Source organism: Rhodopila sp. (assembly GCF_035548095.1).
Taxonomy (GTDB): domain Bacteria; phylum Pseudomonadota; class Alphaproteobacteria; order Acetobacterales; family Acetobacteraceae; genus Rhodopila.
Window position 1 is genome coordinate 46340 of record NZ_DASZUV010000001.1, and the last position, 13418, is coordinate 59757.

General features: G+C 66.9%; 13 protein-coding genes. 6 read left to right on the forward strand and 7 right to left on the reverse strand.

All coding sequences use genetic code 11. The features are described from left to right. Positions 1 to 32: 32 nt before the first annotated feature. From VHC04_RS00190 to VHC04_RS00210, 5 genes are all read right to left on the reverse strand, one after another. Positions 33 to 992: a sterol desaturase family protein gene (locus tag VHC04_RS00190; protein WP_325676698.1), complete on the reverse strand. Its 960-nt coding sequence runs from the start codon at positions 990 to 992 to the stop codon at positions 33 to 35. Position 993: 1 nt separating this feature from the next. After that, entirely contained in the window at positions 994 to 1986 is a 993-nt protein-coding gene (locus VHC04_RS00195; RefSeq protein WP_325677455.1) for a YncE family protein, read from the reverse strand. A gap of 38 nt (positions 1987 to 2024) precedes the next feature. Next, on the reverse strand, positions 2025 to 3419 hold the full coding sequence (locus tag VHC04_RS00200) for an O-antigen ligase family protein (protein ID WP_325676700.1): 1395 nt from the start codon (positions 3417 to 3419) through the stop codon (positions 2025 to 2027). Positions 3420 to 3665: 246 nt separating this feature from the next. Beyond that, complete coding sequence (locus tag VHC04_RS00205) at positions 3666 to 4109, reverse strand: META domain-containing protein (RefSeq protein ID WP_325676702.1); 444 nt, start codon at positions 4107 to 4109, stop codon at positions 3666 to 3668. Further along, on the reverse strand, positions 4097 to 5116 hold the full coding sequence (locus VHC04_RS00210; RefSeq protein ID WP_325676704.1) for a cysteine synthase A: 1020 nt from the start codon (positions 5114 to 5116) through the stop codon (positions 4097 to 4099). The genes VHC04_RS00205 and VHC04_RS00210 overlap by 13 nt, the downstream gene beginning before the upstream one ends. Positions 5117 to 5345: 229 nt before the next feature. On the opposite strand from VHC04_RS00210, the gene VHC04_RS00215 reads away from it, so the two are divergent. Both VHC04_RS00215 and dapA read left to right on the forward strand, forming a co-directional pair. Further along, positions 5346 to 5756, forward strand: coding sequence for a rhodanese-like domain-containing protein (locus VHC04_RS00215; protein ID WP_325676706.1), 411 nt, complete (start codon positions 5346 to 5348; stop codon positions 5754 to 5756). Positions 5757 to 6078: 322 nt separating this feature from the next. Then, on the forward strand, positions 6079 to 7020 hold the full coding sequence (gene dapA, locus VHC04_RS00220; protein ID WP_325676708.1) for a 4-hydroxy-tetrahydrodipicolinate synthase: 942 nt from the start codon (positions 6079 to 6081) through the stop codon (positions 7018 to 7020). A gap of 244 nt (positions 7021 to 7264) precedes the next feature. Here the strand turns inward: dapA and VHC04_RS00225 are convergent, their stop codons facing one another. After that, positions 7265 to 8068 (reverse strand): DUF2272 domain-containing protein, encoded by an 804-nt coding sequence (locus VHC04_RS00225; RefSeq protein ID WP_325676710.1) that lies wholly within the window; start codon positions 8066 to 8068, stop codon positions 7265 to 7267. Positions 8069 to 8315: 247 nt separating this feature from the next. On the opposite strand from VHC04_RS00225, the gene VHC04_RS00230 reads away from it, so the two are divergent. From VHC04_RS00230 to VHC04_RS00240, 3 genes are all read left to right on the forward strand, one after another. Next, complete coding sequence (locus VHC04_RS00230; protein ID WP_325676712.1) at positions 8316 to 8564, forward strand: hypothetical protein; 249 nt, start codon at positions 8316 to 8318, stop codon at positions 8562 to 8564. Between the two features lie 97 nt (positions 8565 to 8661). After that, on the forward strand, positions 8662 to 10401 hold the full coding sequence (locus VHC04_RS00235) for a thiamine pyrophosphate-binding protein (RefSeq protein WP_325676714.1): 1740 nt from the start codon (positions 8662 to 8664) through the stop codon (positions 10399 to 10401). Positions 10402 to 10416: 15 nt separating this feature from the next. Further along, a complete protein-coding gene (locus VHC04_RS00240) occupies positions 10417 to 11277 on the forward strand; it encodes an SMP-30/gluconolactonase/LRE family protein (protein ID WP_325676716.1) in 861 nt (286 codons plus the stop codon). A 384-nt stretch (positions 11278 to 11661) separates the two neighbouring features. Here the strand turns inward: VHC04_RS00240 and VHC04_RS00245 are convergent, their stop codons facing one another. After that, positions 11662 to 12651: a GlxA family transcriptional regulator gene (locus VHC04_RS00245; protein ID WP_325676718.1), complete on the reverse strand. Its 990-nt coding sequence runs from the start codon at positions 12649 to 12651 to the stop codon at positions 11662 to 11664. A gap of 68 nt (positions 12652 to 12719) precedes the next feature. Here VHC04_RS00245 and VHC04_RS00250 point away from each other — a divergent pair, with 68 nt between their 5' ends. Beyond that, positions 12720 to 13409, forward strand: coding sequence for a DJ-1/PfpI family protein (locus VHC04_RS00250; RefSeq protein WP_325676720.1), 690 nt, complete (start codon positions 12720 to 12722; stop codon positions 13407 to 13409). Positions 13410 to 13418 lie beyond the last annotated feature (9 nt).

A 13418-nucleotide genomic window follows, 5' to 3' on the forward strand; every position in this document is an offset into this window, starting at 1 on the left:
CGCCTTGATCCGGACCGTCCCGGGCCGTGGCCTTAGTGGCCCATGCGCACCGAATGTGTCCCGGACCGGCGGAGGAAGCTGCGCGCGAAACGCCGCAGGCCGGCCCATTGCTGCTGCAGATAGGTGCCGGTGGCCAGCGCTTCCTCCCCCGACGGGTCGCCGGTCTGCACGTAGGAACGGGAGAAATCCGCGGTGCCGAACATCATGTCCCACCAGGGCAGCACAGCGCCGTAGTTGCAGCTTCGCTCCCCGGCCGCGAGAATGCCATGATGCGCCCGGTGGAACCGGGGGGAAATCAACAGGCGCTCCCCCAGCCAGCCGAAGGAGATGCGGACATTGGCGTGCGACAGCGATTCCAGGAACCGCAACATCAGCACCAGCACCGGGAATTGCATGGGCGGCACGCCGATCAGCAGCGCGATCACGCCGAACCAGACGAAGGAGATCAGATCGTCCAGGAAATGATTGCGGTCATCCGACCAGAACGTCATCTGCCGCTGCGCATGGTGCAGCGAATGCAACGCCCACCACCAGCGGAACTGGTGTGACAGGCGATGGCGCCAATATTCGGCGAAGTCCAGGATGACGGCATACAGGAAAAAGGTCAGGATCGGCATGCCCAGCAAAAAGGGAAACCAACCTTCCAGTGTGGGGGGCACCCAGCCGCGGTCGGTCATCCAGCCGCTGACACGCACCTGGGCGCCGTAGAACAGCACATACGTCACCAGCGGCAGCACGCCGACGCGCGACAGGATGGTATACAGCATATCGACCCAGACCGAATCCTGGTTCGGCCACCGCTCGACGGGCCGCCATCGCTCCAGCGGCATGCAGACCGCAAAGGTCACGGCGACCTGGGCGGCACCATACAGAGCGAACAGGACGTAGTTGGAGGAAACATCCTCCCAGTTCATCAGTCCGAACCGGTATAGGATCGGAATGATGGCATGTTCCTGCAGCCAGCCTGCCGCGAGGTCGAACGGGTCCCTCACGTCAGCGGCTCGACACCTGCGCGGGCGTCGGCGCCTTCGGGTTCAGCCAGATTCCGTGTGGCGAACGGCCGACATCGATGATCTGGATCTCACCGGTCGCCGGATCCAGGATCGCCACGCTCTGAGCAAACCGACGGGTGAGCCAGAGTCTGCCGTTCGGCGCGAAGTCCAGATCGTCCGGTCCGCCGCTGAGCTTGTAGGTGCGCATCACCTTCAGGCTGGCCGCGTCCACCGCCGTGGTTGAACCCCCTTCCCGGTTGTTCACCCACAGGATCTTCCTGTCGGGCGACAGGAACAGGTTATGCGCGCCCTTGGCGGTGACGATCGTGCCGATCACCTTGCCGGTATGCGGATCGACGCGGGCGACATAGTCCGTCCCCATATCCGCCACCAGCACCTCATTATTCAGCCACAGCACGCCAGCCGGCGTCTTGCCCACCGGCAGCGACCACCGCTCCGTCATCGTGTCCAGGTCGAAGGACACCAGCTTGTCGCTATCCTGTAGGCTGACGAAGACCCATTTCGAATCTGGCGAAAACGCCAGATGGCTGGGTGTCGCCACCACGGGAAAGCGCTTGATCAGCGCGAAGGTGCGGCCGTCATAGACATCCACCTGGTTGCGCGCCAGGCCGTTGACCACGAAAAACCGGCCATCCGGACTGAATGCGAACTGGTACGGATCGGCCATCGGCAGGCGCTTCCGTACCTCCCCGGTATTGGGATCCAGGAACATCATCTGGTTGCCCGAGGTATCGCCGACCAGCAAGCTCCTGCCGTCCGGCGACAGCATCAGGTGGTGCGGTTCCCGCAGCGCCGGGATACGGCCGATTTCCTTCTTCGTCGTCATGTCGACGATGCTGATCGACGGACCGCGGGAATTGATCACGAACGCGATCCCGGCCGCATGGGCGGATGCAGCGGCCATCGTAAGGGGGACAGCTAGCAGGGCGGCTGCGAAACTCGCCCGGCAGAACAGGGACATTGCGCGCTGCATCACGCGACGTACTCCAGCAGGACGGCAACTTCCTACGCTCACGTCCTGGAATCGGGCAAGGCGAATCCAGGCCAGCCGGCGATGGCAGGGATGCGCTCCGCGGGGATGGCGGATTGCGCTCGCGCAAAGACAGCCGTGATGAAGGTGAACAGTACGCAAGCCGGGGTGGATATCAACACATTGTCGGTGACGGCATGGAACGCGAAAGCGAAGAATGCCAGCCGCAGAATCATCCGATCCGGTCCGGCCAAACGGCGTGTATGCACGATGGCCCAGGTGGCGAAAGACAGAATCAGCAGCGCACGCCCGATCTCGCCGCCCTCCACTTCCATGCGAAGGTATTCATTGTGCGCCGCCCAGGTCTGAAGAGTCCGAGCGACGAGGGAATCGGAGGGGATGATGAAGTTGCCGGCACCGAGACCCCAGCCGAACCACGGCGACTGCGCGGCAGCAGTCCGGAATGCGGGCCACAGCAACTCGCGGCCCGACAGGTTCGCAGTCTCATTCACCGTGACGTTGAAGATGCGGATATCGGCGAAGACGCCGGCCAGCGCGATCAGAACCGGCAGCGCCAGCCCGCCGCCAAGCAGCAGCAGACGGCGGGCCGAGGCCGGGAACATCGGCGCCGGCACCGCGAGCAGGCTGATCGCGGTTACCGCCAGGGCATAGGCCAGCGGAGCGCGCGCGCCGGTCAGCACCAGGATCAGGCCGTTCGCGGCCAGCAGGGACAGGTTGCCCGGGCCGCCACGCCGGAACATCTCGATCAGGCTGGCATAGATCGCCGGCAGGCACACATTCGCCAGGAAGGCGGGGTGTCCCAGACCAGCCAAGCGGAGGCCACCGCTCTCGACGAACAAAGGTCGCATCCCCGCCAGAGCCAGCGGCACGGCCGCTCCGACCACCGCCAGCGGACACCATCGCGTGGTGGCGATCATCGCCTCGGCCCACGCGCGCGGCAGACGGACGAAGGCGAAGGCGAAGGGCGCGGCGGAACCGATAAAGGACCGCGCGCTGTCCGATGCGGTCAGACCAGGGTACAGCCCATGCGCCCAACCAACCACCAGAATGAACAGATACGCCAGCGCCGGGTTGGGCAGGTCGAACCGCACGCCAAAGCGCAGCGCGCAGAGCGCGGCAAGCAGCAGGCCGGCTCCCTTCACAAGGGCAATGGTGGCGGTGTAGGCCGCGGGACCGATCAGGTCGTTCAGCGCCATCTCCAGCGACGCCGCGGTGACCAGCAGCCAGGCGGCGCAGACCAGCGTCGTGAACCGCCATGCCAACAGCAGCACGCCGGCCGCGGCGCCGCCTGCAAGCAGCAGCCAATACAGCGCCGGGTCGATCAGCAGGCCGGACGCGAACCCGCCGGCCAGGAGCAGCAGCACTGTCAGCAGGATCGGCCGGTCGGGATGATCGGGGTCAAGAAACGCGCGCACCACGCCAGGGTGTGACGCTCATCGTAAAGATTCGGTTAATGCCGCAACTCGGCAAACCGCCCCGCCCGATCCCCGGCTCATCCGTGAGAGCCGGTCCCGGCCTCGCCGTGGCAGTCCATTGGCTCCCGACCGATAAGGCTGAAGCAGCCCCCGATTCGCCGATGCCATGCCGACCACGCCTTTTCCCAAAGGCGACCGGGGTCAAGGCAAGCAGCCGCGGAGCCGGCCGGCGGGGCCCGCCGGCGTTTACATCTGGGGCAGAAACCGCATCGTCCCTTTCCCGTCTCCTAGCTCCAGCAGCAATGCTCCGTCCTTGATGGACCAGTGCGTCACCAGGGAGACGTCCTCGGCGAACTGGTCGCCCAGGGAGCCCGGTGGGCACATCGCCCGTGTCATGGCCATGACGCCCACCTTCAACGCGCCATTCTCTCCGAAGCTGGCGCCGCCGGCTGCGCGGTTGCAGTCGGCCTTCAGGGCGATCCGTCCCGCTTCGGGGAAGCTCAGCAGGTAGCGTTCAGGTGCGCTCACCCGCGTCGCCTTACCGGGCGCATCCAGTCCCACCCAGCGCCAGATTCCCGCCAGCTCGGCCGGCACGGGCGGCGGGTTCACCGCCCATGCGGGTGCCGACTGCAGCAACCATCCGGGCAGCAACAACCCGGCCAGAAAGAGCGCCTGCCTCAAGCCAGCCATGGCGGGACCGGCAGATTCTTCTCCCGCAGGAAGGCGGGGTTGAACAGCTTCGACTGATAGCGGCTGCCGCCGTCGCACAGGATCGTCGCCACCGTATGCCCGGGCCCCATCGCCTTCGCGACCCTGATCGCCGCCGCGATGTTGATGCCGGAGGAGGTGCCGACCGACAGTCCCTCATGGATCAGCACGTCGTAAATCTGCTCCAGCGCCTCGGGATCGGGAATCCGCTCCGCGTCGTCGATGGGTGCGCCGTTCAGATTGCCCGGCACGCGCGACTGGCCGATGCCCTCCGTGATCGAGGAGCCCTCGATGGTCAAGTCATTGGTCTTGACCCAGCCGTACAGCCCGCTGCCTTCCGGGTCCGCCAGCACGATGCGGACCCGTGGATTACGCTCCTTCAGCGCCAGAGCAACCCCGGCCAGCGTGCCGCCGGTGCCGCAGGCGCAGGTGAAGGCATCCACCTTGCCTTCGGTCTGCTCCCAGATCTCCGGTCCGGTCGTCGTCCTGTGGCCCTCACGGTTGGCAAGGTTGTCGAACTGGTTGGCCCAGATGGCGTTGCCGGTCTCCGCAGCCATCTCCTCGGCCAGGCGGCGGGAGACATGCACGTAGTTGCCGGGGTCACGATACGGCTTGGCCGGCACCAGGCGCAGATCGGCGCCGATCATGCGCAGGAAGTCGATCTTCTCCTTGCTCTGCGTCTCGGGCATCACGATGACGCTGCGGTAGCCGCTCGCATTGCCGACCAGGGTCAGGCCGATGCCGGTATTGCCCGCCGTGCCCTCCACGATCGTGCCGCCGGGCCTCAGCACGCCCCGGCGCTCCGCATCCGCGATGATCGCCAGGCCGGCGCGATCCTTCACCGACCCGCCGGGGTTCATGAACTCGGCCTTGCCCAGGATCGTGCAGCCTGTCGCCTCCGACGCGCGGCGCAGCCGGATCAGCGGCGTCTGACCAATTGCGGCGGCCAGATCCGCCTGGTAGCCGCTGCCATGGTAACAGGCTGTCATGCGCTTCCTCATGCCGCCAGGCGGCGGCGGTTATGGCCGAGGGATTTCGGCCCGATGTCTTATCGATGTAACCCCGATCGACGTGCCTGATTAGGCCGCAAACCCGGCCGACATCAATGCCGGCCGCGTGGCGGCGACCCGCGAGTGGCCTGTCCTCCGGCGCCGGGCATGGTACAGTGCGCGTCGTGCGGGGCACATGGTACGGGCGGCCCCGATTGGAGAACCATTGATGATCCCGAATATCCCGCCGACGCAGACCTGGGATGCCCTGCGCAACAACCCCAACGCCCAGATGGTCGACGTGCGGACCGAAGCCGAATGGGCCTTCGTCGGCGTCGCCGATCTGTCGGAGGCCGGCAAGCAGGCGGTGCTGATCCAATGGCAGGTCTATCCGTCAATGCAGCGCGACCGGGCGTTCGAGGATCGCCTGGCCCGCGCCGGATTCACGCCCGATCATCACCTGTATTTCATCTGCCGCAGTGGCGTGCGCAGCCTTGCCGCCGCCGAAGCAGCGCGCGCCGCCGGCTTCCCGCACGTGTTCAACGTCGCCGACGGGTTCGAAGGCCCGATCGACGCGCATGGCCATCGTGGCCACGCAGCCGGCTGGAAGGCTGAGGGTCTGCCCTGGCTGCAACGATAAACCACCGGCGAAGACGCGATGCCATCCGTGACGCTGCGTCGCGCACCTGGCGCAGCTCCCGCGCTGCGCTGACCGCGCTGCATGGATCGGTCTACCATTCGCGGTGCGGCGCACCGGGCTTGACGCCGGGGCGCCCGTACGTCATCGACATGATGTGATCCACGTCAGCCGCACGCCCGTCGCGTCGAAAAAGCGTCCCCTTCCGGGGGCCGACGATCCGCGCGCCGACTAGACAGCCGCAAGCCTGGATCGCGTTGGACCCCGCCGGTGAGGACGGGGCCCTGATCGTCACGTCTCCACCTGTCAACCGGAGACGAACGACATGACCCTCAGAACGCAGACACGCCACGGCGTCTGGCTTCCGCTCATCACCCCGTTTCGCGACGGGCAACTCGACGAGCCCGCGGTGCGGCGGCTGGTAGGACACTACGCCAGAACGCCGATCGACGGACTGATCCTGGCGGCCACCACCGGCGAGGGCCTGACGCTGTCGGACCAGGAGGTCGAGCGGCTGGTGATCCTTACGGAAATGGAATTGAGCCGCGCCAATTGCGGGCTGCCGATCGTCCTCGGGTTGTGCGGCAGCCATACGGCAAGGCTCGTAGACCGGCTTACGCGGACAGCGCGCTGGCCGATCGACGGCTACCTCATTGCCTGCCCGTATTATACCCGGCCGTCGCAACAGGGGCTGGTGCGCCATTTCACCGTGCTTGCCGACGCCGCGACGCGGCCTGTCATGATCTACAACATCCCCTATCGCACCGGCGTCAATCTACAGAACCCGGCGATGCTGGAACTCGCGGAGCATCCCAGGATCGCCGGCGTCAAGGATTGCTGCGCCGATCCCGCACAGTCCGCCGACCTCATCGCGCGGCGTCCGACGGCTTTCGCGGTCCTGACGGGTGAGGACGCGCAGTTTCATTCCGCGCTCATGCAAGGCGCGGATGGTGGCATCCTGGCATCGGCCCATATCCACACCGGTGACTTCGCCGCCATCCGGCGGATGCTGTCCGCCGGCGACCAGGATGCCGCGGCGCATGCCTGGCGGGACCTGTCGGCGCTTCCCGCGCTGCTGTTCAGCGAGCCCAATCCGGCGCCGATCAAGCACTGGCTCTGGCGGTGCGGACTGATCAACAGTCCGGAACTGCGCCTGCCGATGACACTGGTCTCGGACACGCTGGCCACGCGCATCGACAAGGCCGTCGCGGCGGAAATGACGACCTGCGGGTCGCTTCACCGGATGCTGCCGACCGGGACTTCCTGATTCGGCGGCTGGAAACCGACCACCGGCCCGTGCTTCGGTCACTGCCGAAGCGGATGCCGGCTGGGGCGGGTTCCGGCTGGGGCGGGTTCCGAGGGCAGCGGGTTCCGACTGAAGCACGGCCTACCAGAAGGCGGGCCCTGACAGCCGACCCGACGGAGGATGGACCCGAACCGGGCGCGGCCGATCACCAACAACACGCAACGGATGAACGAAGCGCGGCCGCCGCGGCTTCCGCCGCGACGCGTCACCCACCGGTCAGACGCAGCACCGCCATCCATGGAAAGCGCTTGTCCAGCACCGTGCCGTCCGGCGTGGCCAGTCTGCCATCCGCGGTCACCGGCACCGTCGTCATCGTCACGGAATCCTCGACATTGCCGCCGATCACCGCGATCTGCCCCGGCGTCGCCGTATCGACCACGATGTCGCAATGCGACGTGAATGTCGCCGGCGTCGGCAGGTCTTCATAGCGCAACCCGCGCGCCGAACCGCGACCGAAACAGATCAGGTCGCCCGGTAGCGGCGCGTAATCCTGCACCCGCTCCGCCGAAATCAGCCAGCGCTGGGTCTGGCCCAGGCTGACCCTGCGTGCCGCGTTGATATAGTCGGCATGATCGGCCGAATACGGGAACCGCTTCCCGGCACCGGCTATCCGCATCACATATGAAACGAACGCGGCGGACCAAGCATAGTTGCCGTCTTCGTCGCGCGGAAACACGTCGCCCTTGGCGTCATGCCTGCCGGTCCAGTCGCTCTCAGGGGAGCCGGCATTCATGCCCAGCCACCAGTATTCGCCGACACGCTGCCACAACCCCTGCTCTCGCTCGGGCTTCACCGTGCGCATCGCGTCCTTCGCCGGATCGGCCATGTTCTGCCCGAACAGCCGCCACTCCCGCAACGCGATGGCCACCACGGCCTCACGGGAGAACGGCTCGAACGGAACTTTCGCGAAGGGGGGCACATGGGCATCAGGCATCTGGGGTCCGGTGCAGGCGGTGGCGGCGAGCAGCGGCAGGATCAGCATCCATCGCCGGATGCATCGAGGAAGCATGCAGCCAATTCCCTCCATCGCCAATCGCCTGCCGCGCACTAAGGCAAGCCACCGAGCGGTTGGCAACCGATTCGGCTGGCGGCGCGCGGGATAGAATGGGGGAATTGCGCCCGCGCCCGCAGCCCAGGTCACGAGGCCGTGACGATCGCACGCCTTTCCCGCCGCAATCCGTCCCCAAAACAGCCCGATTTGCCTGACGTGATGGCGCCGACACGATCAAGCTGACATGATCAAGGAGAATGTATCGATGCCGCGTTCGCTGACACCCGCCATAGCCCTGCTGGGCGCCCTGCTGCTGTTGACTGGCTGTGGTCGTACGCCGGGGGACAGGGCGGCATCGGGCGGCCTGATCGGCGCGGCGGGCGGCGCCGGGATCGCGGCCTTGACCGGCGGGGCGCCCCTGGTCGGCGCGGCGATCGGCGGCGCGGCCGGTGCGCTGGGCGGCGCGGTGACCACCGGTTCGGGAATCAATCTGGGCCGCCCGATCTGGCGATAAGCCCATGACGAGGCGGAAGCTCCGCGATCCGAACGGAGCTTGACGCCCCGGCGGCGGCGCCTCCACCCTCCGGCCCAACCAGACGGAGGAAACCATCATGGCGATCGACCGAATGCTGACCGAGGCCGAACCGGTCGGCGACCTCATCGGCCGCGTATTGCAGGAAGCCGGCATCGAATATGTTTTCGGCATCTCCGGTGGCCATACCGGCCGCATCATCACCGGCCTGGCAAAATATCAGAATTCTGTGCGCATGGTGACGGTGCGCGAGGAATCGCTCGCCGGCGTGATGGCCGAGGTCTATGGCAGGCTGACCCGCCGGCCCGGCGTGCTGATCGGCCAGGGTCCGTGGGTGCTGGGCAATGGGCTGATCGGCACGATGGAGGCATATCTGTCCTCCTCGCCGATGCTGCTGCTGACGGATTTCTCCGACGCCACGCCGTTTCACCTGCACGCGCCCTATCAGCAGGCGACCGGCGACTATGGCAGCTGGGACGCACGGCGGGCCTTCGGCGGCGTAACCAAGCAGGTGATGCAGGCACATACCCCTGTCGCCGCGGTGCAGGCGACACAGCTCGCCATCAAGCACGCCACGGCGGGGCAGATGGGGCCGGTGACCGTCCTGTTCTCGTTGGCCAGCCTGAGCGGATCGGTCGAACCCGATAGCCAGCCGGTGCTGTATCCCACCCGCTATTACCTGCCACCGCCACCGCCACCCGCCGACGCCACCCGCGTCGCCGAGGCTACGCGCGCCCTGCTCACCGCCGTCCGGCCGGTTATCATCGCCGGCAATGGCGTGCGCATTTCCCAAGCCTATGACGCGCTGGAAGCCGTGGCCGAAGCAATCGGCGCGCCCGTCGTCACCACCGCCGCCGGCAAGGGCACCTTCGCCGAGACTCATCCCCTGGCACTGGGCGTGTTCGGCACGTTCGGCACCAAGGCGGCGAACGCGGCGGTGATGGACGCCGATCTTGTGCTGGCGATCGGCACCAAGCTCGGTCCGTCCGACACGGCGTGGGAGAACCGGGATCTGCTGGACCCGACGCGGCAGGGTTTCATCCAGATCGACATTGAACCAAAGAACGCATCGTGGAATTTTCCGGCCGAACATGTGCTGGTCGGCGACGCTGGCACCGTGCTCGCACAGCTGCGGGAGGCGATCGGCCACCGCGCCGAGGGGAGGCTGCATCACGGCAGCGAACGTGTCGCCGCGCTGCGGTCGGAGCACGGTTATTTCGATGGCCCCACCTATCATTCCGACGAATCGCCGCTGCTGCCACAACGGGTCATCGGCGAGCTGATGCGCACCCTTCCGTCCGACGCGATCGTTACCTGCGATGCCGGCGAGAATCGCATCCTGATGACGCATTTCTATCAGACGAAGAAGGCGGGCGGCTTCCTGCAAGCCGCCGGCTCCGGCCCGATGGGCTTCGCCATTCCGGCGGCGATGGGCGCCAAGCTGGTGCACCCCGCCCGTCCCTGCGTCGCCATCTGCGGCGACGGCGGCTTCGCCATGACGATGAACGGGCTGATGAGCGCGATCGAACAGGATATTCCGATCGTCGTCGTTGTCTTCAACAACAACGCGCTGGGCTGGGTCTATCACGGTTCCGGCCCGTTCGCGGCGGCCTTCAAGGACTTCGATCACGGCGCCATCGCCCGCGCGATGGGCTGCAACGGGGTGCGGGTCACCGACCCGTGGGAGCTGAAGCCGGCGCTGGAGCAAGCCCTGACCTCCCGCATTCCGACGGTGATCGACGTGCGTACATCGATGGATGTGACGTTCGCCGATGTCACATCGCCGCTGGCGGTTGCCGCCAACCCTCGCTCACGCTGAGACGGAGACGGAACGATGCCAGGGACAGTGCCAGGGACGGCACCAGAGACGTTGCTGGAAGGCTTGACATTCGCCGAGGGACCACGCTGGCGCCAGGATCGCCTGTGGTTCTCGGACTTCTACAACCACCGCGTCGTCGCCGTGGATCTGGCCGGTCACGCGGAGACGATGTTGACCGTTCCGCAAGTCCCGTCCGGCCTGGGCTGGCTGCCGGACGGCACGATGTTGGTCGTTTCGATGAACGACCGCAAGCTGATGCGGGTTCAGGACGGCGCACTGGTGGTGCATGGTGACCTGTCCGCGATTGCCGGCGGCCCCTGCAACGATATGGTGGTCGATGAAAAAGGCCGAGCGTATGTGGGGAATTTTGGTTACGATCGGTTCAATGGTGAAGCCGTGCGGGCGGCGAATCTAGCTCGGGTCGATCCCGACGGAACCGTCTCGGTCGTGGCCGAGGACATGCGCTTCCCGAACGGCAGCGTCATCACGCCGGACGGCAAGACACTGATCGTAGCCGAAACGATGGGCAGCCGCCTGACACGATTCACGATCGCTGGGGATGGCGCGCTATCGGGTCGGTCGGTCTTCGCAGAGATGGAAGGCGTGTTCCCGGACGGCATCTGCCTGGATGCCGAGGGCGCGATCTGGGTCGCCGACGCGCGCGGCAACCGGGTGCTGCGCGTGCGGGAGGGCGGAACGATCGCCGAGACGATACCGTTGCCTGGCCGCAACGCCTTCGCCTGCATGTTGGGCGATGCCGACCGCCGTACGCTGTTCCTGTGCACCGCGCCGGCCAGCGGACCTGACCGCGCCGGCAAGACCGACGGAAAGATCGAGACGGTCCGCGTGACGGTGCCGGGCGCGGGGCTGCCGTAACCGGCAGCCGCCTCGCGACCGCCGACCTCCATCGTTCACGCTATCCGATTGGCCGAAGCGCGAATGCCGCCTCGCCTATTCGCGACGCGGCGTCGATCTCAACCCTGAACTGTCGCATTTCATCATCGCTCCGCCAGGGTGGCCGACGAGATTCCTGCTGATGAACCTCCAGATGGACGGCGCGATTCCGCTCTACTTTATCGATAACGTAATATATATTACGGCATCACGCGGCTCCAGCCACGGTCCAGCGTTTCGGCCAGCAACCCCTTCCGGTTACAGGTGATGACACCGATGCCCGGCTTCGGCGCGCCAGGCCCGCGCGTTATCGCCACATCATCCGGAACATACGCTGGCGGAACGCACGCCGGATCAGGGCTGGCATCAGACCGGAAACCGCTCCCGATAGGCCTGCGGCGGCACGGACAGCACCCGCAGGAAACCGCGGCGCATGGTTTCCTCCGTTCCGAACCCGCAGTCGCGGGCGATGCGTTTCAGCGACTGCGTCGTGGCGCCCAGCACCTGCCGTGCCGCCTCGACACGCATCCGTTCGATCGCACGGGCCGGAGTCAGGCCGGTCGCCTGCTTGTAGCGGCGCAGGAAATTGCGCTCGCTCATGCCGGCCCGCGCGGCCAGCATCGGCACCGCCAGGCGCGTGCGCAGGTTCTGCCGCACCCAGTCGTGCAGGCCGTCGAAGCTGTCGTCGGCGCCCGCCAGCGCCAGGTCGGTGCTGAACTGGGCCTGCCCGCCCAGCCGTTTGGCAAAGACCACCAGCTGCCGAGCGACCGCGGTGGCGGCCGGTCGGCCCAGATCGGCCTCAACCATCGCCAGCGCCATGTCGATGCCGGCGGTGACGCCGGCCGAGGTCCAGACCGCACCGTCACGGATGTAGATCGGGTCCGGTTCGACCCGCACCGCCGGAAAGGTGGCGGCCAGTTCCGCGCAGCGCGACCAGTGCGTGGTGGCTCGGCGGCCATCCAACAACCCGGCGGCGGCGAGCAGAAAGGCACCCGTGCAGACCGACGCGGTTCGCCCGGCGACACGCGACCGCTCTCTCACCCAGGCACACATTGCCGGATCGGCTGCCAGCGCGTGAACGCCGGGCCCACCCGCCACGATCAAGGTATCCAACCCGACTTTGGCCGTCGGCAACCCTTCGGCCAGCAGCGCCAGCCCGGCGGAGGCGGCGGTCTGGCCGCCACCCGGGGCGATCACCAGCGGCGCATATGGACGCCGACGCCCCTCCCGCTCCGCCCAATCATTCGCAGTGGCGAACACCTGGAACGGTCCGGTGACATCCAGCAATTGCACGCTGGGGAAAGCCAGAACTTCGACGCGGCGAGGGAATGGCGGAATATGTGGGTCAAATGGCATTTCCGCCAAATCCTGCCATGCGACAACGGCGCCGTCCACGGCAATCATCCATGGTGAAGGAGAATCCCATGCCTCGCATCCGTATCGGCCTGCTGGCCTTCCCCGGCGTGACCCAACTGGACCTGTCCGGTCCGGCGCAGGTCTTCGCCTCGATGCCGGAAGCCGAGGTGATGGTGATCTGGAAGACCCGGGACCCGATCAAGGCCGATGGCGGCCTGACCCTGGTGCCGGACGTCACCTTTGCGAACTGTCCGCGGCTGGATGTGATCTGCGTGCCGGGCGGCTATGGCGTATTGGCGCTGATGGAAGATCCCGAGACCCTGGCATGCCTGCGCGCGCAGGCGGACCAGGCGACCTATGTCGGTTCGATCTGCACCGGCTCGCTGGTGCTGGGCGCGGCCGGGCTGCTACATGGCCGCAAGGCGACGACGCATTGGGGATGGACCGACCTTCTGGTGCCATTCGGTGCCATCCCCACGCCGGGTCGCGTCGTGCGCGACGGCAAGTATTTCACCGGTGGCGGCGTCACTGCGGGGATCGACTTCGCCCTGACCATGGTAGCCGAGCTGGCGGGTCCGGACGCTGCGCAAGCCATTCAGCTCGGCATCGAATACGCGCCCGCTCCGCCTTTCAATGCCGGCAACCCGGACACCGCGGACCCGGCCCTGGTGGCGGCCGCGCGGACCCGCATGGCGGCACGACGCGCGGAGCGGGAAGCGGCCGTGAAGCGGGCCGCCGCCGCAATGGTGCCGGCCTGAGACCGGGCT